Below are 25,089 nucleotides of genomic sequence, written 5' to 3'. Positions count from 1 at the left end.
TTCTATAAAGAAAGCCGCACTGCTTGCCTGCAGGCGGCTTTCTTTCATGGTTACGTTGTTGTTTTTTCCTGCTGGCTCTGCTCCATTTTTTCTTTGCGCTTTGTAAACACGAGAGTCTGGAAAATCATAAACACACCGCCTGTCGCCCAGTAAAGAGAAAGGGCGGACGGCAGAAAGATTCCGGCTACGATCATCATCACCGGCATCAGCATCATAATTGGTCTCATGTTTTCCGGCATATCCTTCGCCGTGATTCTCGTTTGCAAAAACATCATTAGTCCGGCAAGGATTGGGAAAATGAAAAATGGATCCGGCTCTCCAAGGTCTACCCATAAGAAGCTGTGGGCTGCGAGCTCTTCTGTCCGCTGAATGGCAAAGTAAAAGGCCATCAAAATCGGCATCTGCAGCAGAATAGGCAGACAGCCCATCATTGGGTTCACGCCTTCATCCCGGTACAGCTTCATCATTTCCTGCTGAAGCTTCTGGGCTTCGGCCTGGTTTTTCGAGCTGTATTTTTCCTGCAGCTCTTTCATTCTCGGCTGCAGCCGCTTCATCGCCACCGCGCTGTTCTGTTGTTTTATAAACAATGGAAGCAGCACAATACGGATGATAATCGTCACTACAATGATTGAAAGGCCGTAATCACCATTAAAAAATTGGGCAATTGTGATTAAAAGCCATGAAAACGGGTATACAAAGAAACGATTCCAAATTCCTTCACTGTCGGCCGATATAGCTTCCTGTTCGCCGCCACAACCGGCAAGCACCAGCATTAAAACACCTAGCATTGCTATTAATTTCCACTTACTATTCACTACATTCACTCCTTCTTATTTTTCATGCTTCCAAATTATGATGAAAAATAAGAAGAGTCTTCATCATCATGCCTGCTGTCCGAGCGGTCCGGTATCTTCTTTTGTACAGTAACAAAGCGAAGAGCAGCCATTTCCGGCACCCGGCTGTAATCGTCATAGCAGACCCTTGCTTCCTCCTGATGGAGGGAATAAGCATTCGTATTCGTAATGTGCTGGCTGACGATCCAAAGTGTCGTAATGAGCACGCTTACAAGGAGCAGCCATTCCACCCAGTTAATTTCTGCGAATGTTTCAATAAAAAACAACTTATCCCCCCTCCTCTGCTAAGCGATTTTCTTCAAGATTCACCAGTTCCACTTCTTCATCATATGTGTTGTAATAATTAAGAATATCGTCTACATACCAGTCCGCCTGGTTATATTGGTATATTGCCGGCCGTACCTCACCACCCGCTGCTCCGTTAGACGCAAGAAAGTTCGCCGCCGAGTACACGGCATCTTCAAGAGCATATGGATCGGCCCTGCCATCGCCGTCAGCGTCAACACCGTAGCCGCCGTATTCATTAATCGTTTCCGGATCGGTTAATTCCTGTTCCGGTATATCAGCACTGCCATTTCCCCCACAGCCTGGATAATTCCATCCTACAAATGTGCATGGCATAAACTGCATATGTCCTATCGCTCCAACCGGGCTTTCCAGGGTTTCCATCGTTGAAAAGACAGTTTCTACCCGGTGAACGGCCGCTAATAGGGTCCACGGAATATCATAATCTTCTCCCGCCTGTTTGTAAACAGAAATATATTCTTTTGGAACTTCATTTTCCGCAAAGTCTTCCTGGGAATTGTATGTCGGTGTGCTCCCGTCCTGCACTGATGAGGCAATAAAAACAATAGCTGCTGTGAGTAGAGCTGTCACTGCTGTAATTAAGTAAACGTATCGATAACGCTTGGTCTGCGGGCGCACAGCGTCCCCTCCTGTTAACATAACTCGTGGCTAAAGACGAATACCGCCATATTTATTGTAGCACGTTTCAGCCAGAATCTATAACGTGAAGGCAAATAAAAAACTTTCCCCGTCGCGAGGAAAGTTTTTGTTATTACTGCTGGCCGTTATTTTCTTCCGGTACACCGTAGAGTTCTTCAAGCGGCTCTGTAATAATTTTATTCAAGTCAGAAATGACTGTGCTGAGCTGCTGCTCCTGCTGCATCAGCTTCGAAATAACTTCGTGCTGCTGCACCATTTCAAACTGTTTTTGAGCCTGAGTAATTTCTTCTTCCGAAGGCTGCTCTCCCTGCATTTGTTTTTGCTGCAGTTCAAGCTGTACATTACGGAAGTTATCGAGCATACGCTTTGCGACTTCGTCCTGCTCTACTTCGTTATGAAGCTCTTTAAGTTGCTGGAATTCTTCGCTCTCACGAAGCGCACCTGATAATTCGTAAGCCTTGTCATGAATATTGGACATATATAAGTCCTCCTTTAAGATTGTCTGTATGAGCATAACATGAACCGCCAGCAGAATTCATCCATTCCGGAAGAATCAATGGTATTTTTTTATTCACATTATCCACAGCACAACTATTCCCTGTACACAGCCTACGAAACCGCCAATCAGTGCACCCAGATATGTGATCAGCTTAAACTCCCTTCCGGAAATCGTAAGCAGCATAGCTTCCATCCGGTCTGTCGAAAACGTATCCACCTGCTCTTTAACTACATCATGAAGATGAAGCTGTTCAAACAAATTCGGGAGCCTCTTCGCAATGGATCCCTGTCCTTTTTTTACTGCTTTTGGAACCCATTCCTCCAGCAATTTTTTCTCATATGCTGGAGCCCATTCCTTTAAAGGCTGCTCGAGCCTCTCCATCACGGGTACATGTTTATCAACTGCTTCCACAATGTAATCCACCGCGGCCCGGGAATCCACATAGGCAAAAGCCGCCGCGGCCGGCTTTTCAAACAGCGCTTTTCGTTCCTGCTGAAGCAGTCCGGAAATCATTTTTTCTGTTCCAGGGTCTTCAAAAAAACGGAGCACCTCTGGTTGAATACGGTCAACGAGCCGGTCGTTACCGATCATTGTACCGAAGAAGTTCATCATCGAGCCTTTTCCTTCTAAAAAACGCTCGAGCAAAAGCGCCAGCTGCTGCTTACCTGCGCTTGACCGAAAATAATCACCGGCCTTCACCATTATTAGCTGTGTAAGCTCCTTGGTCATCACTTCCGATTGATGGACCGCCCCGGAGGGCAGCAGTTCTTTAATCGGAGTATCAGCATGGCGGTACTTAGCCTCTTCCCATTTTATATCGAGCGTTTCTCTTAACGTTTCGCGGAGAAAACCGCGAGCATCGCTCAGACCTGTCCATTTCTCCACATAATCGGATAAGCTTTTCTCAGAATAAAGATACTCTTTCATCTCCAAGGTTACCCAGTCATTTAGCTGACGGGAAAACATGTCGCTGCGGATTTTTGTCTGCAGGCCTTCCGGGGTCAACAGATGGTCTGTAACGACCCGTCCGAGCTGCCCGGCGAGCTCATTACGTCTTTTTGGGATCAGCCCCGGGGTGAACGGCACCCGTACAGAGCCTATGTACACTGGCTTATACGGCCTGAACAGCATCCGGATCGCAAGTGAATTCGTTACTCCCCCGATAGCTGCCCCAATAGCGATCATAATGATAATTGTAATAACTGCGTTCATGATGATTGCTCCTTTGGCAGTTGTCTATTAGTTAAACGTTATTTCTCTTCGGTAAAAATAAATTCCTCGCGTTCTATGATGAATTTCCCGCGTTTAAATGCGCTTCTCCACATTCGTTTATTCACATTATCCGGAGGTGTTGAAACTATTTGTATGCTTTTCAGAGGAAACTTTTGCGCTTCGAGCCACCTTTCCGAAAGATCCTGCCTCCAGCCTATAGTACCGCTCCATCCTTCAGCAGGAGCTATGACCGCCTCTGCACTTCCTCCGTTCCAGCGCAAAAGCGCCGTTTCCACCGAGTCCATGCCCTCAAGCCATTTTTCAAGCGGCAGCAAAGAAACATTCTGCTGCTCCACCTTATTAATGTCTGAATACTCCCCTGCATACGTATACCCTTCTCCGTCATCTATTAAAAATCGGTCACCGGCCCATACGTCCTTCCACCAGGACCACGGAGAGCTGTCGTACTGCACCTGTCCATCAACCATTACCTCCAGGCTGTTCGGCCATGGTTTTTTTACCACTACTCTGCCGGGGGCGTGACGCACTGCATATCCTTCGCTGTCCCAGGTATCCATCACCATCCCTGGAAGACGGCTGTTGTATTTTTCAGGATGCACCCTGCGGTCCGGCAGATCTGCAGTAATCATTCCGGAGGCGTGAGCACCCCCGAAGGCTTTCAAAAGTGGAATTCTCCCCCGGGTTAATACATCCATTACCCATTGCAGGTCGCTCCGCATCCAATCTGCCTCCCAAGTCAGTACGTACCGCAGCGAATGGAGATGGTATTCCTTCCATTTACTTTGTGTCTGGGAGGAAGCCATCTGGGCTGACAGTGAATTCACGCCGATATGTGTAATTCCGTATGCTTCAATCGTACTGCCGGCATCAGCGCTCTCGTCGTCCCAGGAAAACAGGCAGTATTGTCCGTCATTTGCAAGCGTTCCAACCATAGCAAACAGCCGCTCAAATCCCCACTCCCGGGTGAGCCACCAGACTCGGTCGCCGGGACGCACGTCCCATACTAAACCAATTTCGGTTCCTGATTTCATAAATAAACTAGTATGACTGAGGACGTACCCCTGTACAGGTTCTCCCGGACTCTCACCAAAAAGGACAAGTGCAGCATCAGCACCGTCTGTTTTTTCAGGCTTCTCCTTATTCTTTCCGGCCGTCATAGTTTCCCACTGCTTATGTCTTGAGGAAGGCTCCCCGCCCAATTGAATAATTTGCGAAGCTTCCACACTGAACCTTTTCTCAGCTTCAACTGCAGAACTTCCCGCACCAGCAATGAGCCATTCCGGCTGGAAATGCACATGAACCTCGTTATCTATGGCCGTTGTCCAGCGGGGGTTATACGGACAAACTACAGCACCGATATAAAGCAGTGCCATGCAAACCACCGCCGACTGTTTATCGGCCCGGGCCACCACAGCTGCCCGTCCGCCCTTTTGCACACCGGCTTTCCTCAGTTTCCCAGCAGCTTCCTGCACTTCTTTGGCCAGCCTCTCATAAGTCCACTCTCCGCTTTCATCAATGAAAGCAGTCTGCTCCATTACTTCTTTTGATTTATTTATCAGCTGCTCTGCAGCATTCATTTTACCTTTGTAAAACCAGCCTGCCTTCCGTCTTCCATGCGAAAGCTCCACCACATCTTTATACCGTTTGAACCAACGGGTTTCAAGTCGTTTGGAAGCCTGCTGCCAAAACCAGGAAACATCAATTGCGGCATGTGTTTTCAGCTCTTCCGTATCACTCAGTCCGAGTGCTTTAGTCCAGCGATAAAGCGCATTAGTTCTCCATTGAACAATAGGCGGTTCCCACGTAGTCCACTGCATCTCTCATAGCCTCCCGACGTTTTTCCTTTTATAGAATGGGAATAGGGGTGTATATCTATTTTTACATAGCTTTTAGATATGTGAAACAAAAAGGAGTGCTTCAAATGAAAATAGCTTTATTTGGCGGCACCGGCCGCACCGGTTCCCAATTTGCATCTATGGCTGACGCTGCCGGACACGAATTAAAAATACTTGTCCGCTCACCGGAAAAGGCAGGCAGCCTCCCTGCTTCTGCAGAGCAGATATACGGCGATGCTCTTGATCAGGCGAAAATCAGAAAAACACTGCAGGGCGCGGATGCGGTCGTCAGTGCCCTCGGCACGGACAAACAGAACGTGTTAAGCAGCTTCACACCGCTATTGTTAAAAGAAATGAACGACCTAAGCATCACCCGTTTAATCACCGTAGGAACTGCCGGAATTCTTCAGTCGCGCACAGAGCCGCACCTTTACCGGTTCGAGTCGTCAGAATCCAAACGCCGGAGCACTATGGCCGCCGAGGACCATAAAGCTGCCTATGAATACATTAAGGAGACGTCCTATTGCTGGACTGTTGTCTGCCCGACTTTTCTGCCGGAGGGAGAAAATACTGCTTCCTGGCGCTATGAAAATGACTATCTGCCGGAAAACGGCACCCGGATCTCGACAGGAAACACTGCTGATTTTTTAATACACGTATTGGAAAATCACTCTCAATTCTGTAAAAAAAGGATAGGTGTTTGTGAGTAAGGCTGTGTAATTGACGGTACAAACATGCTATACTAATTACCATTATCTAAGTAAAAACCCCGAAAGAAGGAGGGCGGCGATATGAGTATATTCGGTATCATTCTCGGTATTGTTATTGTTACTGCTATTATAAGCTGGATTATCGGCTACAATGCCTTAATAAAATATTTAAACTGGGTGGAAGAGTCCTGGACCCAGGTGGAATTTCAACTGCACCGGCGGATGAACTTAATTCCTGACTTTGTGGAATCTGCCCAAAAAGCATGGCGCCACAAGCAGGATGAACTGGAAACGCTGGTACAATACAGAAGCGAAGCGTTATCCCCGGAATCGAGCAGACAGGAACAGCTGCACATTAACTCCCGCATTGAAGATACTCTTCACGAGGTGTTTGACGCTTCTATGCCTGATGATAAGCAGCTGCAGTCCGAGCTGAAGTCGATGCGTGAGCAGTTTGACGATGCGCAGAATAAAATCATTCATTCTTCAAACGTTTATAATAATACGATAGATAAATACAATACCAAGATATCATCATTTCCGGTCAGGTTTGTAGCAGAGCTGCATCATTTTAAAACCCGCAGTCCTCTTCCTGGACAGAGTTCTGCTCCCGGGAGCAGTGCTGAAACAAGGGCGGAAACATCTGTATAATCCAAATATGCATATAATTATATTTTTTGATTTGAGTTTGTTTCTTTTCCGCTTATTCCCGAAAACAGGCGGAGACAAGCTCTCATCGGCATTAGGCTATTATTCATTCTATGCTACCCTGAACAGGCAGGTTCTCCTTAGATGTATGCATCTTTACCTGTACGATACCTTTTGTACCCTGCCCGGATCTTCCGGCAGGGCTTTTTTATACCTTCAGCCTGTTTAAAAAAAGCAGTACACGGCAAAAGAATGATGAATCCTCACGTGTTATAATGATGAAAGACATTTGAGACCACTGTCTACGTCTAACCAGTACTGTATTAGAAAGGAAGCTTCAGACATGAAAACGTTCGAACAAAAACTTCACAATTACGCAAAACTTGCCGTGGATAAAGGGGTTAATATCCAGCCGGGGCAGACTTTAGTTATCGCAGCTCCGATTGATGCTGCTCCTTTTGTCAGAAGACTGGCCGAGGCAGCATACGATGCCGGTGCAAAACATGTTTACCCTGAATGGGCAGACGATGAATTGACGAAAATTAAATACGAAAAAGCGCCCGAAGAAGCCTTTCATGAATTCCCTTCCTGGCGTGCTGAAAGCAGGGAACAGCTGGCCCGTGAAGGTGCAGCTTTTATCACGGTCAAATCCACCGATCCGGATCTCCTGAAGCGGGTTGACCCCGATAAAATTGCCAATGCGAACAACGCAGCCGGCGCTGCTATGGAAGGGTTCCGGGATTATATTCAGGCTGACCGCGTCAGCTGGCTTGTGATTTCCACCCCTTCTGCAGGATGGGCAAAAAAAGTTTTCCCGGACGAACCCGAAGACCGGGCCATCGATCTGCTTTGGGAACGGATCTTCAGCGCTGTGCGGGCAGACACAGAAGACCCGGTACAGGCGTGGGACGACCACAACCGTACCCTGCGGGCCAAGGTGGAATGGCTTAACGCCAAAAAATATAAATCACTTCATTATACCGCTCCAGGCACCGACCTTGAAATCGGCCTGCCGGAAGGACACGTTTGGGCCGGCGGCGGGAGCACTAATTCCTCGGGCGTTTCGTTCATTCCAAACATGCCGACAGAAGAAGTATTTACTGCTCCGCATAAGGATTTCGTTAACGGGCACGTAACCAATACTAAACCATTGAACTACGGCGGCAGCGTTATTGACCGATTTACGCTGCATTTCAAGGACGGTGCTGTCACGGACATGGAAGCCGGCGAAGGTGAAGAAACTCTCCGTCACCTGATCAATTCAGATGAAGGTGCTGCCCGTCTTGGGGAGGTAGCCCTCGTTCCGCACAGCTCCCCTATCTCACAGTCTGGCATTTTATTTTTCAACACGTTATTTGATGAAAATGCCTCCAACCATATTGCGCTCGGCAGTGCATATGCTTTTAATGTGGAAAATGGCCCGGAAATGAACAAAGAGGAGAAGGCACAGGCTGGTTTAAACACAAGTATCATCCATGTTGATTTTATGATTGGAAATGAAAATATGAATATAGACGGCATTCTTCCCGACGGTACAAAAGAGCCCGTATTCCGGAACGGCGAATGGGCAGAATAGCTTTTTTATCACTTTTTGAAAGGAGATTATTATGAGTCTACCTAAAACGCTGACGATAGCCGGCTCCGATACAAGTGGAGGCGCCGGCATCCAGGCAGATTTAAAAACATTTCAGGAGCTCGGCACCTACGGAATGGTTTCCCTTACTACCATTGTGGCCCAGGACCCTGATAACGACTGGTTTCACCGCGTCTATCCTATCGATACGGCCACGCTCGAAGCACAGCTGGACACAGTGTTAAAAGGGATTGGGGTTCAAGCCGCAAAAACAGGGATGCTCGGCTCAAAGGAAGTCATCGAGCTCGTAGCGAAAAAATTAGATGAGCACCATATAGAACAGCTGGTTGTGGACCCGGTGATGGTATGTAAAGGCGCCGATGAGCCAGTCAATCCGGAAATGGATGCTTATTTGCGTGACACGCTTGTGCCAAAGGCATTTATTGTGACTCCTAATTTATTTGAAGCCTCCCAGCTTGCCCAGGTGTCCCTGCCGCAATCACTTGAAGATATGAAAGCAGCTGCCGAAAAAATTTATCAGCTCGGCCCGTCCTTTGTTATTATTAAAGGCGGTGGAGAAACCGGAGCAGAGAAGTCAATTGACGTGCTTTATGACGGTAACAGCTTTGAATATATCGAATCCGAAAAAATTAATACGGAGTATACTCACGGTGCCGGCTGTACGTTCTCTGCTGCTATTACTGCGGAGCTTGCAAATGGAAAGAGTGTACGGGAAGCAATTCATACAGCAAAACAGTTCATTCAGGCTTCTATTCAGGATTCCTTCCAGCTGAACGAACATGTTGGTTCTGTAAACCACACTGCCTACCGCCACCGCGCTCCCCAGTCTTAAATATGTTTTCGGCTCCCAGGCCGAAAATAAGCAGGTGACCAAATTGGAACTATTTCAATGCACGAAAAGTGTTTATAAGCACGTCGAAATGGATGTCGTCGAAATTTATCCACCCCAGCTGCTTTTTCGTCACGGCTATATATACCCGGGCTTTTTTGATGACAGCGGGGTCTGGATGGCTACCGACGAAGAAGACGTGATGCATGTAATCAGTGAGCATCCTTCGCCAGAACAGGACCACTGGTTTCAGCAGCATTTTAAAAAAGTATGAACCGCAGAAAGGAGCATGCAAATGAAACGCTATCATGTAGAAGTACACGGAAACGTCCAGGGCGTTGGCTTCCGGCAGTTCACCCAGTCAGAAGCAGTTAAACATAACATTCACGGCTGGGTCCGTAACAAATCAAACGGAGCTGTTGAAATTGAAGCCGAAGGAACGCCCCAGGACATGGACCGCTTTCTTGTCGCAGTACAGGAAGGCAGCCCTTTTTCCACGGTAGAGCGCCTCGAAACGTCCGACCTTGATTCTGTCGACCATAATGAATCCTTTGACGTCCGCTTCTAATTAAATAAAAAATGCTCCGGCTGAAATGATCAGCTGGAGCATTTTTTATTAGAACGCCCAGGACATACGTTTTTCGAGCTGTGAAGCTGCCTGAAGAACCGGCAGATAATGCAGGCGAAAATCCTCCTGAACCACCCGTTCAAGAGCCGGAAAATCATGTATATATTTTGTCACAGTGGCGCCATTTGCTTTTCGGGCAATAAGTTTATTGTTTTTCAAAGACAGCAGCAGATATTTTTCCGGGACCCAAAGCTGCAGACGCAGCTGGTTCATATACGGCGCGCCCGGGCCGTAAGACCTGCCGACCTTCTCCCGCATATCTGTCTCCCCTGCTTCTGTGTCAGGATCAAACGCCCACGACTCATCCGCCTGCTTCCCGTCTTTCATACGTATATAACGGTACAGCCGTGCCTCTTTCTGATAATGAAATATCAACTGCTCGCCGTCAAATTTTTTTGAGCGCTCTATCCCCCTGCGAAGAGGGATCGGCTCAAATAACGGAGCGGTCGTACCTACGTCTACAAAATAAGGGGGAGACCCCGGCTGGTTTGTTTCCACCCGGACCGACACGTGGTCTTCATTCAAATAAATGAGCCGGGTGGAGAACCCCAGTGCCTCCAGCAGCTGTTGAAAGTGAATATTCAACGTATAGCATGTGCCCCCCATCTGGTAGACCTGGCGCCGGTACAAAAATGAATCAACTGACATCGGTGCCCTATTTTCTGCATTCTCCCCTGCTTCAATTAATTTACCTACGTTTTCAAATGGAAACTGCTGCAGATGGGAGCGAATCAATTTTGTCAAAAACCGAACATCCGGCTGTTCTATTTTCAGCTTCAAAATGTGCAAATAGTCTTCTACCCATGACTGCATGCAAAGCGACCTCCTTTTGATCCGTCAGAAGGCAAAAACAGGCGGCGCCTTCTTTTTGCTCTACAGGTTTTCTTAATCTTCGAGACGTTCATGCACCATTGCCATAACATCCATTTTCAGCTGAAGTAGCTTTTCCTCTGTCTGCTTGAACGTCTCTCCCTTAACACCGAAATAAAATTTCACTTTCGGCTCTGTGCCTGAAGGCCGGAGACAGAACCAGGATTCATCATCTGTAAAAAACTTCAGCACATTCGAAGACGGAAGCTGAATAGGTTCTGTTTTCCCATTTTCAAGCAAGTACGTGCGTTCTCCTGTTTTGTAATCCTCCACCTTCTGAATAGAAGCGTCACTCACCCGCTCAGGCGGCTCCTTGCGGAACGTTTCGATCAGATGATCAATTTGCACAGCGCCTTCTTTTCCTTTTTTCGTTAAGGAATCCAGCCCTTCCATGAAATATCCAAAACGACTGTAAATATCCATCAGCCCTTCATACACAGTGCGCCCCTGCTTCTTATGCCACAGGGCCATCTCCGCAATTAAAAGCGCCGCCTGCACCGCATCTTTATCGCGTACAAAGTCTCCGATCAAATATCCGTAGGATTCCTCATAACCAAACTGAAAGGCGTATTCTCCTGTTTCATTATAGGTTTTGATTTTTTCACCAATGAATTTAAACCCGGTGAGCGTATCCTCGCATGCCTGACCGTAATGCTCTGCTATAGCTCTTCCCAGTTCAGAAGTGACAATCGTTTTCATCACTATGCCGTTTGCCGGAAGGGCTCCTGCCTCTGTCTTTTGCATAAGAAGATAATCAAGAAGAAGCGCCCCGGTCTGGTTTCCAGTGAGCACCGCAAACTCTCCGCTGCTGTCTTTTGCCGCCAGACCAATCCGGTCTGCGTCAGGATCGGTGCCAATCAGTATATCCGCGTTGCTGTTTTCACCTACTTGGATAGCTTTTGCAAAAGCCTCTTTTTCTTCAGGATTCGGGCTCTGCACGGTGGAAAATTCCGGATCAGGCGTTAACTGCTCCTCCACTGTCGATACGTTGTGAAAACCAGCTGCAGAGAGTGCCCGCAGCACCGGATCCTTCGCTGTTCCGTGCAGCGGGGTGAACACTACATTCAAATCGCTGCCGTTTTCTTTGATCATCTCCGGCTGCAGCAGAATGGACTGAAGCGCCTTGTCATAAGCTGCATCAGTTTCTTCGCCCAGCATCACGAGCAGGCCTTCCTCCTGCATGTCTCCGCTGTCCTTGACCCGGATTTCCAGCTCATTTTCGACCGATTCCACGTAGGTGATCAACTCGTCTGCAGGCCCCGGCGGGAACTGTCCCCCATCTTCACCGTAAACTTTAAACCCGTTATATTCCGGCGGATTATGACTTGCTGTAATTACTACACCGGCAAATGCATAGGTTCTGCGCACCGCAAACGAGAGCTCCGGAGTCGGGCGCAGATCTTCAAACAAGTATACCTGGATACCGTGTGCCCCGAGCGTCTGTGCTGTTTCAAGCGCAAACTTTTCCGAATAGTGTCGCGGGTCAAACGCAACAGCCACCCCTCTGGACTTTGCTTCAGCTCCGGCGTTTTCAATATAACGCGCAAGCCCTTCTGCTGCCCGGCGGATCGTGTATGTATTCATTCTATTCGTTCCAGGCCCGAGTTCTCCACGCATCCCCCCGGTTCCAAACGCCAGGTATTGATAAAAGTAATCCTCCGCATTTGTTTCATCCAGTTCGTGAAGCTTTTCTTTCCACGCTTCTTCTATAAACGCATGGTTTTTCCATCGATTCCAGTGGTCCGTCCAACTCATATGTACAATCACTCCTGAAGCGTTTATTGTATTTCTCAGTAAATATGCCTGTTACCAGTATATAAGAAAGCACGTATTTCTACCATGGTTTTCCGGTATTCGTTCTTTTCTCCTTTCCAAAACAAAACGCCCGCTCCGGTTAAAGAGCAGGCGTTTTTATGCTATTTCTTTAATTTGCTTGTTTTTCCCTGGCTTTTTGATCCTCAACGTCTTCATAAGGCTTCGTCGCATAGGCAATTTCGGACTCAAGCTCTTCAGTGTAGGCTTTTGTTTCTTCCTCGGACCAGTTCAACGATTTCTTCATAAATGCCGTTACCGGTTCTTTCCAGCGCTTCAGCTCCGGCATATCAAAGAAAAGGAAGGCCGTTCTTCTGTTCAGGAAGTCAAGCGGTGTAACTGCCATTTCATACTCAAGCGCGTACAACAGCCGTGCAGCGAGCTTTAACGGCATACCGCTGTTTTTCGCTTCTTCAAGGTTCTCTTCGAGCAGCTCAAGCATTTTCAGGCCGTTCGCCCCGTAGAAGCGGAACAGATCTTCTGTTTCATCTCTGGTCATTCCAAGCGCTTCGCCGCGGTACGCTTCTTTAACGGCGAAGGTTTCATAGCCGGAAGATCCGCCCACTTCACCGCCGGAAAGCCGGATGTCCTGGGTTGGGCACGGTGCGTGAATATTCATCTTATCAACTACTACGTCGACAATCCGCTCTGCCATTTTGCGGTAGCCGGTCAGTTTACCGCCTGCGATGGAAATCAGTCCGGAATCCGAAATGAAAATTTCATCTTTACGGGAGATTTCAGAGGCTGATTTTCCTTCCTCCTGAATGAGCGGACGAATGCCGGACCAGCTCGATTCCACATCTTCTGCCTTCAGCTTCAGGGTTGGGAATTCATAATTTGTGACTTCTAAAATATAGTCGCGGTCTTCCCTGGACACGCGCGGCTCTTCCAGGTTTGCACCGTAATCCGTATCTGTCGTGCCTACGTACGCTTTATTTCCGCGTGGAATCGCAAAGATCATCCGTCCGTCCGGAGCGTCAAAATACGTAGCCTGGCGGAGCGGGAAGCGGCTGAGATCAAACACAAGATGGATCCCTTTTGTATGATGCAGGAGTTTGCCTTTGTTGGAGCCGTCTACTTTTCTGAGCGTATCCACCCATGGGCCGGCAGCGTTCACAACATGGTCCGCATAAATGCGGTGGGTTTCGTTATTAATCAAGTCTTTCACTTCGACACCGACGAGCTTGCCATTGTCATATAAAAGATCAGTTGCTTTGGCATAGTTAACGGCGTCTGCGCCGAGCTCCACAGCTTTTTTCATTGCTTCCAGGGTCAGTCTTGCATCGTCCGTACGGTATTCAACATAGACGCCCCCGCCGAGAAGATTTTCTTCGCGGAGTAGTGGTTCTTTTTCCAGAGTTCTTTTTTTGTTGAGCATGTAGCGGCGCTCGTGCTTGTTTACCTGAGCCAGACGGTCGTACACCTGCAGGCCGAACGAGGTAGATGTTTTCCCAAGGTTTCCACCTTTTACGATTGGGAGAAGCATCCACTCCGGCTCGGTTACGTGAGGCGCATTTTCATACACGATGGCCCGCTCTCTTCCTACCTCGGCTACAAGTTTAATTTCAAACTGTTCAAGGTAACGCAGTCCCCCGTGTACAAGCTTAGTGGAACGGCTGGAAGTACCTGCTGCAAAGTCCTGCATTTCAATGCAGGCCGTGTTAAGACCACGGGCTGTGGCGTCCAGTGTAATGCCCGCTCCGGTAATGCCGCCTCCGATAACGAGCACGTCGAGGTGGGTCTCTGTCATATTTTTCAAACGTGATTTACGTGATAGTGCTGAAAAATGCTGATCTGCCATTCATTTCATCCCCTTTTACAATATCAGAGAGTAAAAAAGACCGCAGATCTCCTCTTCTAGGGTGAAGGGTATCTGCGGTCTCTCTGCATCTCCGACCATTTATTAACTTAACCTAATTGTAATCGCTCTTTCATTCAAATGCAACCGATATGTTTACTTAAACGCACGTGCTGCATCAACCGCTTTTTTCCACCCTGCATAGTGTTCTTCCCGCTTTTCGTCTTCCATATGCACATCAAACGATTTTTCGAGCTCCCATTTATCCATAAGCTCTTCTTTGTTTTTCCAAAAGCCTGTAGCAAGGCCTGCAAGATAAGCCGCCCCCAGTGCCGTCGTTTCCAATACGTACGGGCGCTCCACCCGTACTTCAGCCATATCGCACTGAAACTGCATGAGGAAGTTGTTCGGTACAACGCCGCCGTCAACACGCAATGTTTTTACTTCCATGCCCGCGTCCTCCCTCATAACATCAAGCACGTCTTTCGTCTGATACGCGAGCGCTTCAAGGGTCGCCCGGATAAAATGTTCTTTTTCGGTGCCGCGGGTGAGGCCAAATACAGCTCCCCGAACCTCACTGTCCCAATAAGGTGCCCCAAGGCCGGTAAAGGCCGGCACAACGTACACACCCTCACTGTCGTTCACACGCAGGGCATAGGTTTCAGAAGCAGAGGAAGAGTCAATCAGACGCATCCCGTCCTTCAGCCACTGTACAGCTGAACCTGCTACAAATATACTTCCCTCGAGGGCATATTTCACTTTTCCGTCGAGTCCCCATGCGATGGTGGTAAGCAGTCCATTGTCAGAATGAATCGGAGTCTCTCCTGTCTGCATCAGCATAAAGCAGCCGGTTCCGTAAGTATTTTTTACCATGCCCTCATCAAAGCATGTCTGTCCGAACAACGCTGCATGCTGATCTCCCGCAGCCGAAGCGATTGGTATTTCTTCACCGAAGAAGTGGTAATCCACGGTATGGCCGTATATTTCCGACGACGACTTCACTTCCGGAAGCATCGTTTCCGGAATATCAAGCATTTTCAGAAGCTCCTCATCCCAGGTTAAATCATAGATGTTAAACATCATCGTGCGTGAAGCATTGGAATAATCCGTTACGTGAGCTTTTCCTCCGGTTAACCTCCAAATCAGCCACGTATCGATCGTACCAAACAACAGCTCTCCCTGTTCTGCTTTTTCCTTTGTTCCCTCAATATTATCGAGAATCCATTTTACTTTCGTTCCCGAAAAGTAAGGATCAAGCAGCAGGCCCGTTTTGCTTCTTACCATTTTTTCATATCCCTGCTGCTTTAATTCCTCACAGATCGAAGCGGTCTGCCGGGACTGCCATACTAGGGCATGGTACACCGGTTTTCCCGTGTGCTTATCCCACACTACTGTAGTTTCACGTTGATTAGTAATACCGAGGCCGCTGATCTGCTTTGGAGAAACTTCATTGTTTTCAAGCACTCCGGCAATGCAGCCGAGCACCCCGGACCAGATTTCATTGGCATTGTGCTCCACCCAGCCGGCACGGGGGAAATACTGCTCCAATTCACGCTGTTCGCTGCCTACAATCTGGCCTTCCTGATCAAACAATATAGCTCTTGAACTGGTTGTTCCCTGGTCGATTGCGAGAATGTATTTCTTTTCAGTCATCGTTGTTTCCTCCACTTTTCTATTCTCTATATTGGCCATAATGATTTTTCCGTCGTCGATATGGCCGATGCTCCTGCGTTCCAGGCGGCAGAAACTTCTTCCTGCGAACGAATCAGACCACCTGCAATAACAGGTACATTTTTATTTTCGGCTACTTCCTTAATCATGGACGGTACAATACCCGGCAGAAGCTCTACCATATCCGGTTTAATGTCTTCAAGCAGCTTAAAACTTGTTTCAAGTGCCAGGGAATCCAGCAAAAACAAACGCTGCACCGTAATAAGATTGTTTTTTTTAGCGGTTGTAAGAATCTGCCTGCGGGTACTGATTAATCCGTCCGGGCGGATATTCTGGCATAAAAACTGAGCCGCGGAATCATCATGAGCAAGTCCCTGGACCAGATCTGCATGCAGCAGTACTTTTTTATCTGCCCGTTTGCTTAACTGCATCAGGCTTTTAAGCTTCGCCAGATGCACATTCAAAATGACCACGTACTGCCCGGAGGTTTTGAGTGCTTTTTCAAACTCCCTTTCATTACGGGCTGCTGGCAGAATTTTTTGGCCGGTAAGCATATCTTCCCTCCTTTATTTGTCTTTCGTGTTCAGGCTTTTTGAATTACGACTTCTTTTTGCTGTGCTATACTTTACACAAATACAAAAAATACTATACAGGTGATGGACGGTGTTCGCAATGACCCAGCAAAACGAGACAAAAAATAAAGAACTGGCAACCTTTGCCGGCGGGTGTTTTTGGTGTATGGTGCAGCCGTTTGACGAGCTTCCCGGCATTATATCCATTACCTCCGGCTATACCGGCGGCAGCGTTGCGCATCCTTCGTACGATGAGGTGAAAGCTGGAACAACAGGGCATAGAGAAGCAGTTCAGATTGAGTTTGACCCTGCGTTGTTTTCCTATCAGCAGCTGCTCGATCTATACTGGCCTCAAATTGATCCGACAGACCCCCATGGTCAGTTTCACGACCGCGGGCCTCAATACCAGACGGCCATTTTCTATCATACCGAAGAACAGCGCCGGCTGGCGGAAGCATCGAGGCAGCAGGTAGAAGAAAGCGGCCGGTTCCGTGCCCCCGTAGTTACGGAGATCCGGCCGGCGGAACCTTTTTATCCGGCTGAGGAATCCCACCAGAACTTTTATAAGAAGGAAAGGGAAGCATATAAAAAAGACCGCGCCCTCTCCGGCCGGGACGAATTTATTGAAGCACACTGGGACAGTTCTCCCGGAAATTAATAAAAATTATAAGCCATCAAAAAGAGCTTCAGCAGGTGCTGCCTGCTGAAGCTCTTTTTATGGACTGAAGGTGAAATCATCGAGCGGCCAGTATCTGATACTCGCCTCTCCCACAATCTGGTCCTCATCTACAAAACCGACAGCGCTGGCTCTGCTGTCTTCACTACGAGGGCGGTTGTCACCCATTACAAAATAGCTGTCTTCCGGCACGGTTGTTTCACCGGTCACTCCTTCAAGCGTAAAATCCTGAGTGAACTCTCCGCTCGTTTGGTTTTGAAATTCTTCTAAGTACGGCTCTTCCTGAGCTTCTCCGTTAATATATAACGTATCGTCCCTGTACTCCACCGTATCTCCTGGAAGGCCGATCACTCTTTTAATATAGTCACTGTTTTCATTCGCATGAAAAACAATGATATCTGAGCGTTCGGGCTCCGAAAAGGCATATCCGATCTTGTTAATAATCATCCGCTGCCCGTCTTCCACTGTCGGAAGCATGGAAGGTCCACTGACAACATAGTTGGCAAACAAGAAGCCGCGCACAATGACGACGATTAAAACGACGACGACGATTACTTTAATCCAATCCCATATTTCTTTTGACCAATTCGTCATTACCGACTTCCTCCGTTTCTATCTGCCTTTTTACTTTAGCACGGTTTCTGCAGGCGGGCAAACCGAAAATCCGCGCAGACTAGAGGCATTATATCATATTTATACATATACTTTCTTTTCCTTTTTAAACCTTAAAGCTCTCTTTGTCGATATAATAAATATCCTTAAGCGAAGGAATTACACACATGAGAAAAATTTTAGGGCTTCTATGGATACTGTTGTTTATCATCGGCGGGACCATCGTTTCCTGGTTGTTTGCAAAGGAGATGAGCAGTACCCAGGCTCTCTCTTCTTTCCTCGAAGAGCAGATTGACGTCTCCGGCGTGCCCATTGCCCAGAACAGCTACGTGACCGACCGGCAGGGCAGTCAAATTGCTGAATTTCAGCCCGGGGAAAACCGGAGGTACGTATCCCTCCCCCATTTTCCTGAACGTGCAAGAGCTGCTTTTATTGCAACGGAAGACCAAAAGTATTACGAGCATCAGGGCATTGACCCTTTAGGCGTTGTCCGGGCTCTTATAAGCAATACCAGCAGCGGAGGTATTGAAGAAGGCGCAAGTACGATTACCCAGCAGGCGACAAGAAATATTTATTTTAACCATCAGCAGACGTATGAACGAAAGGTTGCCGAAGTGCTGTTTGCCTATCAGCTTGAACAAACCTATACAAAAAATGAAATTCTGGAAATGTATATGAATACTATTTATTTTGGCGAAGGAATTTACGGATTTGAAACGGCGAGTCTTTCTTATTTTGGTAAACCAAGCAGTGACCTCTCGCTAGCACAAACAGCTTTTCTCGCTGCCATTCCAGCCAACCCGTCCTACTACCACCCCATTGATCATCCGGACCATACGCGGGAGCGGCAGCAGTGGATCCTGGATAAAATGGAAGAGACGGGTGCTGTAACTGATGAGGAAAATTCACGGGCCGTTCAGGAAACTGTCTCTGTGGACTTACAAAAAAGCAAAGCCAACCCTTATCCTGATTACACTGATTATGTAAAACATGAATTCAGACAGCTCGTTGCACAAAATGAAGGATGGACTGAACAGATCAGTCAGGCATCGGAAAGCGAAAAAGAAGCTCTTTACGAAGAGCTGAACACACGAACAGAACAGCTCCTTCAATCCGGCATTACTATCCATACCGCCATGGACTCTGAGCTCCAGACCATGCTCACAGAAAAATCCCGCTCCTACTGGCAGCAGCGGGGCATTGAAGGAGCCGCTGTCATTGCTGATCACGAGGCCGGCGCTATTACGGCCATAAGCAGCGGGGCAGATTATCGGGAACATGAATTTAACAGGGCCTTTCAGGCATACCGGCAGCCAGGCTCGGTGTGGAAGCCGCTGCTCGTCTACGGGCCATACCTTGAAGAAAAAGAGCGCTCTATTAACGACCTGGTTTCCACAAAGAAATACTGCGTAGCCTCCTATTGTCCCGCAAATGAAGGCGGAACGGCAAAGGATAGGGTAACGATTGAACATGCCCTTGCCTTTTCCTACAATACCTCCGCTCTTCGTCTCATGCATCAAACCGGGCTGGAATCTTCCTTTCACTATCTTGAAAAATTTGAGTGGCAAAAATTAACCACGGAAGACAGGCAATACGCTGCCGCCCTCGGCGGTATTGAACACGGGGTCTCCCCGGTAGAATTGACGAGTGCTTATACCGTATTTTCCAACGGTGGCACGTATGAGCCGCCGCGCGCTATCACTTCTGTTACTGATGCAAATGGAGAAATCTTATTTGAGTGGGAAAAGAAGGAAATAATTGTATGGTCTCCGGAAACAAATGACCAGATGCGTGAAGCCCTTCGCACCACTGCCGTTTCAGGCACGGCTTCAACCTTGAAAGATTTTGAAGACGTCAGCGGGAAAACCGGTACATCAAACAATACTAAAGACAGCTGGTTTGCCGGCTATGACAGCAGATATACCATGGGAGTCTGGCACGGATACGACGACCCCCGTCCTTTAGATCCTGAAGACAGCGCCCTCTCTTTCTGGAAAGCGATGTACCCCTTACTATATAAAAAAAGCGGACAGCCTTAGCCGTCCGCTTTTTTTATACTGGCAAACTATGTAGAAAACTATTGTACAGCCGCAAACCGGCGTACCCTGTACCAAAAATAAAAAGCCCCCAGAAGGATAGATGAAGAAGCAAAAAACCAGCCACTCCGGCAAAACGAAGGGAAGGAGCCAGTCGGATGATCAAATAGACAAAGGAAACAAGCGTCGCTCCTATGAAAAGCCCTCCAAGTACATAGAGATGAGAAGTAAGGAACAGCGACACGCCCCCTGCCATTAAATAAATCCAGGCGCAGCTCTGAAGATAGGAGCGGCTATCCCCTTTTTCTTCACTCAAAAAAAATAACAGTGACAGCCCCATCATCGTGTCTGAAATTAATTTTAATGCAGCAATAATCATAAAAAACGCAAGCATCAGCACAAAAAGCATGGTCAATTTAATGCCACTGTCTGAGAAAAATTCGAGCATTCCCTGATAAATGCCGGCTGATTCTAAAAAGGCGGCGATATACTGCTGCGACCAAATGCCAAAGGATAAACAAAAAAATAAAATGGCAAGAATCGGAAAGTGACTGGTTAAATATGCATTTTTCACCACGGGCCTCCGGTTTTAACTGGCATGGACTACGCGAAACTGGCGGATCTGGTTACCGGTAGCTGCACTCTCTCTTTTCTCCTGCCCTCCTGCACGGTGAGAGGACTTAAATGAGTCACTTTCGAGCCAGTTTTCAAAATCTTCCCTGGTTTCCCATTTGGTGAAAACAAGCTGTTTTCCATCTTCGGTCGCTTCATCTAGAAACAAAAATTCCAGACATCCCGGTACCTGATTCATTTTTTCAGCGCTGGCACCGAAGCGTTCCTGGATTTGTTCTTTTGCTTCTTCTGGTACCTCGAGTTCATTTATAACAACGTACATCTTGATCCCTCTTTCATTATTGTAATTGTGGAAATGCCTGCTGGCGGAGTGCTTCATAAACTAAAATAGCGGCCGTATTGGACAAATTCAAGGAACGGACTTTATCATTCTGGGGTATCCGGATGCAATTTTCCTGAAACTTTTCTGTTACATATTCCGGCAGACCGGTTGTTTCACGTCCAAACACAAAAAAATAGTCTTTCACAGGATCTGAATAGTCATGAACGGCATACGACGATGACCCTACTGTTTCTACAAAGAAGAACTCCGCTTCCGGATACGTATCCATCCATTCTTCGAGTGAATCATAATAGTGAATCTGCACATTTGGCCAGTAATCACAGCCTGCCCGCTTCAGCATCCGGTCTTCCGTGGAAAAACCGAGCGGCCGTATCAGGTGCAGGTGGGTGTCTGTTCCTGCGCATGTTCTTGCAATATTTCCGGTGTTCGCCGGTATTTCTGGTTGAAATAATACTACATGTAAAGCCAAGTCGCTCTCTCCTTCTTTTCCTACCGCGAAACTGCCTGCGCTTTTTCTAATTCGAGCAGTGTTTCTTTTAAGTGTACTCCGCTGCCGAAGCCTACCATTTTTCCATCTTTCCCAATGACCCGGTGGCATGGCACGATTATGGAAACTGGATTTTTGTTGTTAGCCATTCCCACTGCCCGAAAAGCTTTCGGGGAATCGGCCTTTTCAGCAATTTCTGCATATGATTTTGTCGCTCCATAAGGAATACTCTGAAGTGCCTGCCACACTTTCTTTTGAAAAGACGTTCCTCTCATATCGAGCGATACGGTAAACGTTGTGCGTTCACCCGCTGCATATTCTTCGAGCTCCCGAAACACGTCTGCGTGCACGGGGTGCAGCTCTTTCCGCAGTCCGCAGGAAGCACCAATATGCTTCTTCAGCCAAAGCTTTATCCGGTCTTCATTTTCTTCCAAGGAACCGAAATTCAGCATACAGATACGACCTTCATATAATACTATGGTCACTTCACCGATATCACCAATTGCTTGTGATGCAGCCCAAGCCTCCATGAAGACCCTCCTTATTACGTTTTCTTCTATTATACTCGTTCCGGGGAGGTTTTATCCAATGCTTTTGCAATCTCTTCAAGCACTTCTGCCTCTTCTTCTCTGCTGTTAGCACTGTGCAGGGCCACCATCCCTTCCTGCGTAGGCATTTCTCCCAAAGCCCAGGCACAGGCACCGCGAATGACCGGCCGCGGATCGTTATGGAGAAGCTGTATAATCGTTGGTATCGAGGATTTTTCTTTCATATGGCCGAGGGCGATCAGCGCATTACGCTGAATTGGTTTTTTTCCTCTCCAGGAGCCCGCAATATACCCAAATTTTTCTTTGAACTCTCTGTTGGAAATGGTTAGTAAAGGCTCAAGCAGCGGCTTGACCACTTCCGGGTCGGGTTCAAACTCTGGATGATTATGAAAATCCACACCTTTATTTTCCGGGCACACCTGCTGACAGGTGTCACAGCCGTATAATCTATTGCCTAGTTTATGGCGGTAGCGCTCCGGCAGGGATTCCTTCGTCTGCGTCAGATAAGCGATACATTTTTTCGCGTCAAGCTGCCCACCCTGGATCAAAGCATCCGTTGGACATAAATCCACACATCGGTTGCACGTGCCGCATTGATCCATCAGGGGTGTATCCTCCGGCAGGTACAGCGTCGTAATCATTTCGCCTAAATATACATACGAACCAAACTCCGGAGTGATAATGGCGCAGTTTTTGCCACTCCATCCAATCCCGGCGCGCTCTGCAACCGCCCGGTCCGATAGTTCACCGGTATCAACCATGGATTTGCATTCGGCCCCAGGCACGGTTTCTTGTATAAAGGCCTCCAGCTGGTTTAATTTATCCCGCAGAACGTCATGGTAATCCTTACCCCAGGAGGCCCTGCAAAATTGGCCCCTGCGTGCTCCAGGACGATTTTTTGGAGCCTCTGGAAGCTTCGTCGGATATGCGAGGGCAATAGAGATAATCGTTGTTGCTTCAGTCAGAAGCAGCTCGGGGTGCGTTCTTTTTTCAATGTCGTCTTCTTCAAAGCCCGACTGGTAGTTCAGCCGCTGCTGTTCTTTCAGCCTCGCTTTTAAAGTCACAAAGGGAGAAGCAGAAGCAAAGCCTACTTTATCGATACCGATAGACTCTGCAAACACCTGAATCTCCTCTTTTAATTCCTCTGCCGTTCGCATGGACGGCCCTCCTTTATAAATCGTTTCGCCGGAGTCTGTAAAAGTGATATGATACACTATGAGCTAGACACAAAGGGGGATGTATATGATCAAAGACATTTCTATTTCTTCTTCTGTTTTTAAAATTATTCCTTCTTTTCAATGCGGCGTCAACATCTACCGTGACATCGTTATTGATGACTCCCCGGGGATGCTTCGGGGGCGGGTGGACTTCTTTCATAAACAAATCCAGATGGACCTGCTTGACCAGTCTATCTATGACTATACAGGTGTTCGGCAGTGGCAACAAATATTAGAACAGGCAGGACTTATCGACCGGTCTCTCCCACCTCTTCACGAGCAGCTGTACAAAAACCTACAGGAAAATAATACCACTCCCTCCGAGCATTCCGGGGAAGACCTCATTCATTTTTTTAACCTGCAGTATGAAACCCCGATTATATTAATCGATGCAGATACTGTCTTCGATTATTTGAAAATCGGTTTCGGCGTTGAACAGGATGAGCTTAAGATTAGTGAAAACCATGTCCATCCGATGTACGGACAGATTATAGCCAAGGACCGCAAGAAAACACTGGGCTCATTAAGCGGGCCAAGTCTTTACAGCCGGACCAGTCGTTCAACTACGACAGCAATACAATTAACCTTTATGCGGCCCCAGCTTTCCAAAGAGTCTGCTGCTGAACTCACCCAGGCGGTCGGGGACATGTTTACTCAAATACATGGCGGCACCTCAGAAAGCCGACTGCTGCGGGCAGCTTCTCCTGTTTGGGAGTTCTCTTCATGATTATAAAAAAAGTCTTTCCTTTTTTTGAAAAGGAAAGACTTTTTCTTTATGGTCAGCTTCGGTATTTAAAATTAAACATAAAAATAACGTTTCCCTTTAGAAACGTCTTCCTGACTCGTTAAATGGTAGCGAAGGTGGGACTCGAACCCACACGTCCAGAGGACACTTGATTTTGAGTCAAGCGCGTCTACCGGTTCCGCCACTTCGCCGTTTAACTGAAAAATGGTACCGAGGGCCGGACTCGAACCGGCACGGTTGATGACCAACCGCAGGATTTTAAGTCCTGTGTGTCTACCAATTCCACCACCCCGGCAGGCGTTTGCTTCTCTTTAATAATGGAGGCGGTACCCGGATTCGAACCGGGGGATAAGGGTTTTGCAGACCCGTGCCTTACCACTTGGCTATACCGCCATTCCAGAGAATGGCTCAATGCTTATGTTAATAATGGAGCGGAAGACGGGATTCGAACCCGCGACCCCCACCTTGGCAAGGTGGTGTTCTACCACTGAACTACTTCCGCAATTGGCTGGGCTAGCTGGATTCGAACCAGCGCATCACGGGACCAAAACCCGATGCCTTACCGCTTGGCTATAGCCCATTATCCAATATGGGGCGATTGGTGGGAATTGAACCCACGCGTGCCGGAACCACAATCCGGTGCGTTAACCACTTCGCCACAACCGCCATATGAACATAACACATTAAAAATGGCAGGGGTAGTAGGAATCGAACCCACATTGGCGGTTTTGGAGACCGCTGTTTTGCCATTAAACTATACCCCTGTATAAGTGGTGGAGGGGGACGGATTCGAACCGCCGAACCCGAAGGAGCGGATTTACAGTCCGCCGCGTTTGGCCAACTTCGCTACCCCTCCACGTGGTGCCGGCCAGAGGACTTGAACCCCCAACCTACTGATTACAAGTCAGTTGCTCTACCAATTGAGCTAGACCGGCGTTTTTTAAATGGTGGCTCGAGACGGAATCGAACCGCCGACACGAGGATTTTCAGTCCACTGCTCTACCGACTGAGCTATCGAGCCATATTGAATGATTGATTTCGAGTGAAATGTTTACGACTCGAATGAAATTATACCTTATTCATTTTGTTTGTCAATATGAATAAAAGTAAAGTGGCGGGCCTGACGGGATTTGAACCCGCGATCTCCTGCGTGACAGGCAGGCATGTTAACCGCTACACCACAGGCCCTATTGGTTGCGGGGGACGGATTTGAACCGACGACCTCCGGGTTATGAGCCCGACGAGCTACCAGACTGCTCTACCCCGCGATATATAATAAATGGTGGAGGATGACAGGATCGAACTGCCGACCCCCTGCTTGTAAGGCAGGTGCTCTCCCAGCTGAGCTAATCCT

The 25,089-nt window shown here is 47.8% G+C and carries 26 protein-coding genes and 12 tRNA genes; 9 read left to right on the top strand and 29 right to left on the bottom strand.

Annotated features, from left to right (window positions below; translation table 11 throughout):
• Positions 1-50: 50 nt before the first annotated feature.
• The 6 genes from yidC to ACTRXI_RS06705 all read right to left on the bottom strand — a co-directional run bounded on the left by yidC (position 51) and on the right by ACTRXI_RS06705 (position 5,348).
• Positions 51-815 carry a membrane protein insertase YidC gene (gene yidC, locus ACTRXI_RS06730; RefSeq protein WP_474261697.1) on the bottom strand — a complete coding sequence of 255 codons (765 nt, stop codon included), beginning with the start codon at positions 813-815 and terminating at the stop codon, positions 51-53.
• A 35-nt stretch (positions 816-850) separates the two neighbouring features.
• Positions 851-1,120: a hypothetical protein gene (locus tag ACTRXI_RS06725; RefSeq protein WP_462867609.1), complete on the bottom strand. Its 270-nt coding sequence runs from the start codon at positions 1,118-1,120 to the stop codon at positions 851-853.
• Position 1,121: 1 nt separating this feature from the next.
• Positions 1,122-1,778: a lytic transglycosylase domain-containing protein gene (locus ACTRXI_RS06720; protein WP_474261696.1), complete on the bottom strand. Its 657-nt coding sequence runs from the start codon at positions 1,776-1,778 to the stop codon at positions 1,122-1,124.
• A 133-nt stretch (positions 1,779-1,911) separates the two neighbouring features.
• Positions 1,912-2,277, bottom strand: a complete 366-nt coding sequence (locus tag ACTRXI_RS06715; RefSeq protein WP_462867612.1) for a YlbF/YmcA family competence regulator — start codon at positions 2,275-2,277, stop codon at positions 1,912-1,914.
• A gap of 93 nt (positions 2,278-2,370) precedes the next feature.
• On the bottom strand, positions 2,371-3,510 hold the full coding sequence (locus ACTRXI_RS06710; protein WP_474261695.1) for a DUF445 domain-containing protein: 1,140 nt from the start codon (positions 3,508-3,510) through the stop codon (positions 2,371-2,373).
• 38 nt (positions 3,511-3,548) lie between these two features.
• A complete protein-coding gene (locus tag ACTRXI_RS06705; RefSeq protein WP_474261694.1) occupies positions 3,549-5,348 on the bottom strand; it encodes an AMP-binding protein in 1,800 nt (599 codons plus the stop codon).
• 104 nt (positions 5,349-5,452) lie between these two features.
• On the opposite strand from ACTRXI_RS06705, the gene ACTRXI_RS06700 reads away from it, so the two are divergent.
• The 6 genes from ACTRXI_RS06700 (at position 5,453) to ACTRXI_RS06675 (ending at position 9,715) form a co-directional block, all read left to right on the top strand.
• Positions 5,453-6,076, top strand: coding sequence for an NAD(P)-dependent oxidoreductase (locus tag ACTRXI_RS06700; RefSeq protein WP_474261693.1), 624 nt, complete (start codon positions 5,453-5,455; stop codon positions 6,074-6,076).
• Between the two features lie 81 nt (positions 6,077-6,157).
• Positions 6,158-6,727 (top strand): LemA family protein, encoded by a 570-nt coding sequence (locus tag ACTRXI_RS06695; RefSeq protein ID WP_474261692.1) that lies wholly within the window; start codon positions 6,158-6,160, stop codon positions 6,725-6,727.
• Between the two features lie 340 nt (positions 6,728-7,067).
• Complete coding sequence (locus ACTRXI_RS06690) at positions 7,068-8,300, top strand: aminopeptidase (protein ID WP_474261691.1); 1,233 nt, start codon at positions 7,068-7,070, stop codon at positions 8,298-8,300.
• Positions 8,301-8,331: 31 nt separating this feature from the next.
• A complete protein-coding gene (gene pdxK, locus ACTRXI_RS06685) occupies positions 8,332-9,150 on the top strand; it encodes a pyridoxine/pyridoxal/pyridoxamine kinase (protein WP_474261690.1) in 819 nt (272 codons plus the stop codon).
• A 43-nt stretch (positions 9,151-9,193) separates the two neighbouring features.
• Complete coding sequence (locus ACTRXI_RS06680; protein WP_474261689.1) at positions 9,194-9,421, top strand: hypothetical protein; 228 nt, start codon at positions 9,194-9,196, stop codon at positions 9,419-9,421.
• Positions 9,422-9,442: 21 nt separating this feature from the next.
• Positions 9,443-9,715, top strand: coding sequence for an acylphosphatase (locus ACTRXI_RS06675; protein ID WP_022793755.1), 273 nt, complete (start codon positions 9,443-9,445; stop codon positions 9,713-9,715).
• Positions 9,716-9,763: 48 nt separating this feature from the next.
• On the opposite strand, the gene ACTRXI_RS06670 is transcribed toward ACTRXI_RS06675, so the two are convergent.
• The 5 genes from ACTRXI_RS06670 to ACTRXI_RS06650 form a co-directional block, all read right to left on the bottom strand.
• Complete coding sequence (locus ACTRXI_RS06670) at positions 9,764-10,588, bottom strand: arylamine N-acetyltransferase (RefSeq protein ID WP_474261688.1); 825 nt, start codon at positions 10,586-10,588, stop codon at positions 9,764-9,766.
• A 72-nt stretch (positions 10,589-10,660) separates the two neighbouring features.
• Positions 10,661-12,400, bottom strand: coding sequence for a phospho-sugar mutase (locus ACTRXI_RS06665; RefSeq protein WP_474261687.1), 1,740 nt, complete (start codon positions 12,398-12,400; stop codon positions 10,661-10,663).
• 169 nt (positions 12,401-12,569) lie between these two features.
• Positions 12,570-14,258 carry a glycerol-3-phosphate dehydrogenase/oxidase gene (locus ACTRXI_RS06660; protein WP_474261685.1) on the bottom strand — a complete coding sequence of 563 codons (1,689 nt, stop codon included), beginning with the start codon at positions 14,256-14,258 and terminating at the stop codon, positions 12,570-12,572.
• 153 nt (positions 14,259-14,411) lie between these two features.
• Positions 14,412-15,908 (bottom strand): glycerol kinase GlpK, encoded by a 1,497-nt coding sequence (gene glpK / locus ACTRXI_RS06655; RefSeq protein ID WP_474261684.1) that lies wholly within the window; start codon positions 15,906-15,908, stop codon positions 14,412-14,414.
• 26 nt (positions 15,909-15,934) lie between these two features.
• Positions 15,935-16,480 carry a glycerol-3-phosphate responsive antiterminator gene (locus tag ACTRXI_RS06650; RefSeq protein ID WP_474261683.1) on the bottom strand — a complete coding sequence of 182 codons (546 nt, stop codon included), beginning with the start codon at positions 16,478-16,480 and terminating at the stop codon, positions 15,935-15,937.
• A gap of 118 nt (positions 16,481-16,598) precedes the next feature.
• Between ACTRXI_RS06650 and msrA the strand changes: the two genes are divergently transcribed.
• Positions 16,599-17,156: a peptide-methionine (S)-S-oxide reductase MsrA gene (gene msrA, locus ACTRXI_RS06645; protein WP_474261682.1), complete on the top strand. Its 558-nt coding sequence runs from the start codon at positions 16,599-16,601 to the stop codon at positions 17,154-17,156.
• Positions 17,157-17,213: 57 nt separating this feature from the next.
• Here the strand turns inward: msrA and lepB are convergent, their stop codons facing one another.
• Complete coding sequence (gene lepB, locus ACTRXI_RS06640) at positions 17,214-17,768, bottom strand: signal peptidase I (protein ID WP_474261680.1); 555 nt, start codon at positions 17,766-17,768, stop codon at positions 17,214-17,216.
• Between the two features lie 185 nt (positions 17,769-17,953).
• On the opposite strand from lepB, the gene ACTRXI_RS06635 reads away from it, so the two are divergent.
• A complete protein-coding gene (locus ACTRXI_RS06635) occupies positions 17,954-19,825 on the top strand; it encodes a transglycosylase domain-containing protein (protein ID WP_474261679.1) in 1,872 nt (623 codons plus the stop codon).
• Positions 19,826-19,838: 13 nt separating this feature from the next.
• Here the strand turns inward: ACTRXI_RS06635 and ACTRXI_RS06630 are convergent, their stop codons facing one another.
• The 5 genes from ACTRXI_RS06630 to queG are packed head-to-tail and all read right to left on the bottom strand — an operon-like array spanning position 19,839 to position 22,930.
• Positions 19,839-20,396 (bottom strand): DUF5366 family protein, encoded by a 558-nt coding sequence (locus tag ACTRXI_RS06630; RefSeq protein WP_474261678.1) that lies wholly within the window; start codon positions 20,394-20,396, stop codon positions 19,839-19,841.
• A 15-nt stretch (positions 20,397-20,411) separates the two neighbouring features.
• Positions 20,412-20,717, bottom strand: a complete 306-nt coding sequence (locus ACTRXI_RS06625) for an antibiotic biosynthesis monooxygenase family protein (protein WP_474261677.1) — start codon at positions 20,715-20,717, stop codon at positions 20,412-20,414.
• A gap of 16 nt (positions 20,718-20,733) precedes the next feature.
• A complete protein-coding gene (gene trmL, locus ACTRXI_RS06620) occupies positions 20,734-21,207 on the bottom strand; it encodes a tRNA (uridine(34)/cytosine(34)/5-carboxymethylaminomethyluridine(34)-2'-O)-methyltransferase TrmL (RefSeq protein ID WP_474261675.1) in 474 nt (157 codons plus the stop codon).
• Between the two features lie 20 nt (positions 21,208-21,227).
• Entirely contained in the window at positions 21,228-21,755 is a 528-nt protein-coding gene (locus tag ACTRXI_RS06615; protein WP_474261674.1) for a methylated-DNA--[protein]-cysteine S-methyltransferase, read from the bottom strand.
• Between the two features lie 29 nt (positions 21,756-21,784).
• Positions 21,785-22,930, bottom strand: a complete 1,146-nt coding sequence (gene queG / locus ACTRXI_RS06610; RefSeq protein WP_474261673.1) for a tRNA epoxyqueuosine(34) reductase QueG — start codon at positions 22,928-22,930, stop codon at positions 21,785-21,787.
• Between the two features lie 85 nt (positions 22,931-23,015).
• Between queG and ACTRXI_RS06605 the strand changes: the two genes are divergently transcribed.
• On the top strand, positions 23,016-23,717 hold the full coding sequence (locus ACTRXI_RS06605) for a hypothetical protein (RefSeq protein WP_474261672.1): 702 nt from the start codon (positions 23,016-23,018) through the stop codon (positions 23,715-23,717).
• A 123-nt stretch (positions 23,718-23,840) separates the two neighbouring features.
• Here ACTRXI_RS06605 and ACTRXI_RS06600 read toward each other — a convergent pair.
• The 12 genes from ACTRXI_RS06600 to ACTRXI_RS06545 all read right to left on the bottom strand — a co-directional run bounded on the left by ACTRXI_RS06600 (position 23,841) and on the right by ACTRXI_RS06545 (position 25,003).
• Positions 23,841-23,926: transfer RNA gene (locus tag ACTRXI_RS06600), tRNA-Leu, on the bottom strand.
• A gap of 14 nt (positions 23,927-23,940) precedes the next feature.
• A tRNA-Leu gene (locus ACTRXI_RS06595) sits at positions 23,941-24,030 on the bottom strand.
• A gap of 23 nt (positions 24,031-24,053) precedes the next feature.
• Positions 24,054-24,128 (bottom strand) — tRNA-Cys (locus ACTRXI_RS06590).
• A gap of 34 nt (positions 24,129-24,162) precedes the next feature.
• Positions 24,163-24,237 (bottom strand) — tRNA-Gly (locus ACTRXI_RS06585).
• Between the two features lie 3 nt (positions 24,238-24,240).
• Positions 24,241-24,315, bottom strand: a tRNA-Gln gene (locus tag ACTRXI_RS06580).
• A 10-nt stretch (positions 24,316-24,325) separates the two neighbouring features.
• Positions 24,326-24,401 (bottom strand) — tRNA-His (locus ACTRXI_RS06575).
• Between the two features lie 24 nt (positions 24,402-24,425).
• A tRNA-Trp gene (locus ACTRXI_RS06570) sits at positions 24,426-24,499 on the bottom strand.
• Positions 24,500-24,506: 7 nt separating this feature from the next.
• A tRNA-Tyr gene (locus ACTRXI_RS06565) sits at positions 24,507-24,591 on the bottom strand.
• Between the two features lie 3 nt (positions 24,592-24,594).
• Positions 24,595-24,670, bottom strand: a tRNA-Thr gene (locus ACTRXI_RS06560).
• Between the two features lie 10 nt (positions 24,671-24,680).
• Positions 24,681-24,756 (bottom strand) — tRNA-Phe (locus tag ACTRXI_RS06555).
• A gap of 91 nt (positions 24,757-24,847) precedes the next feature.
• Positions 24,848-24,923: transfer RNA gene (locus ACTRXI_RS06550), tRNA-Asp, on the bottom strand.
• A 3-nt stretch (positions 24,924-24,926) separates the two neighbouring features.
• A tRNA-Met gene (locus ACTRXI_RS06545) sits at positions 24,927-25,003 on the bottom strand.
• Positions 25,004-25,089: the final 86 nt, after the last annotated feature.

Source organism: Marinococcus sp. LNHM4E3-1 (assembly GCF_056034405.1).
Note: the sequence above shows the minus strand (reverse complement) of the source record. Positions and strands in the feature narration are given on the sequence as shown.

What these genes read in the sequence shown, in the direction of transcription:
- ACTRXI_RS06715 (WP_462867612.1), bottom strand. Translation starts at nt 2,277, where the DNA reads ATGTCCAATATTCATGACAAGGCTTACGAATTATCAGGTGCGCTTCGT.
- ACTRXI_RS06710 (WP_474261695.1), bottom strand. Translation starts at nt 3,510, where the DNA reads ATGAACGCAGTTATTACAATTATCATTATGATCGCTATTGGGGCAGCT.
- ACTRXI_RS06705 (WP_474261694.1), bottom strand. Translation starts at nt 5,348, where the DNA reads ATGCAGTGGACTACGTGGGAACCGCCTATTGTTCAATGGAGAACTAAT.
- ACTRXI_RS06700 (WP_474261693.1), top strand. Translation starts at nt 5,453, where the DNA reads ATGAAAATAGCTTTATTTGGCGGCACCGGCCGCACCGGTTCCCAATTT.
- ACTRXI_RS06695 (WP_474261692.1), top strand. Translation starts at nt 6,158, where the DNA reads ATGAGTATATTCGGTATCATTCTCGGTATTGTTATTGTTACTGCTATT.
- ACTRXI_RS06690 (WP_474261691.1), top strand. Translation starts at nt 7,068, where the DNA reads ATGAAAACGTTCGAACAAAAACTTCACAATTACGCAAAACTTGCCGTG.
- pdxK (WP_474261690.1), top strand. Translation starts at nt 8,332, where the DNA reads ATGAGTCTACCTAAAACGCTGACGATAGCCGGCTCCGATACAAGTGGA.
- ACTRXI_RS06675 (WP_022793755.1), top strand. Translation starts at nt 9,443, where the DNA reads ATGAAACGCTATCATGTAGAAGTACACGGAAACGTCCAGGGCGTTGGC.
- ACTRXI_RS06670 (WP_474261688.1), bottom strand. Translation starts at nt 10,588, where the DNA reads ATGCAGTCATGGGTAGAAGACTATTTGCACATTTTGAAGCTGAAAATA.
- ACTRXI_RS06665 (WP_474261687.1), bottom strand. Translation starts at nt 12,400, where the DNA reads ATGAGTTGGACGGACCACTGGAATCGATGGAAAAACCATGCGTTTATA.
- ACTRXI_RS06660 (WP_474261685.1), bottom strand. Translation starts at nt 14,258, where the DNA reads ATGGCAGATCAGCATTTTTCAGCACTATCACGTAAATCACGTTTGAAA.
- glpK (WP_474261684.1), bottom strand. Translation starts at nt 15,908, where the DNA reads ATGACTGAAAAGAAATACATTCTCGCAATCGACCAGGGAACAACCAGT.
- ACTRXI_RS06650 (WP_474261683.1), bottom strand. Translation starts at nt 16,480, where the DNA reads ATGCTTACCGGCCAAAAAATTCTGCCAGCAGCCCGTAATGAAAGGGAG.
- msrA (WP_474261682.1), top strand. Translation starts at nt 16,599, where the DNA reads ATGACCCAGCAAAACGAGACAAAAAATAAAGAACTGGCAACCTTTGCC.
- lepB (WP_474261680.1), bottom strand. Translation starts at nt 17,768, where the DNA reads ATGACGAATTGGTCAAAAGAAATATGGGATTGGATTAAAGTAATCGTC.
- ACTRXI_RS06635 (WP_474261679.1), top strand. Translation starts at nt 17,954, where the DNA reads ATGAGAAAAATTTTAGGGCTTCTATGGATACTGTTGTTTATCATCGGC.
- ACTRXI_RS06625 (WP_474261677.1), bottom strand. Translation starts at nt 20,717, where the DNA reads ATGTACGTTGTTATAAATGAACTCGAGGTACCAGAAGAAGCAAAAGAA.
- ACTRXI_RS06615 (WP_474261674.1), bottom strand. Translation starts at nt 21,755, where the DNA reads ATGGAGGCTTGGGCTGCATCACAAGCAATTGGTGATATCGGTGAAGTG.
- queG (WP_474261673.1), bottom strand. Translation starts at nt 22,930, where the DNA reads ATGCGAACGGCAGAGGAATTAAAAGAGGAGATTCAGGTGTTTGCAGAG.
- ACTRXI_RS06605 (WP_474261672.1), top strand. Translation starts at nt 23,016, where the DNA reads ATGATCAAAGACATTTCTATTTCTTCTTCTGTTTTTAAAATTATTCCT.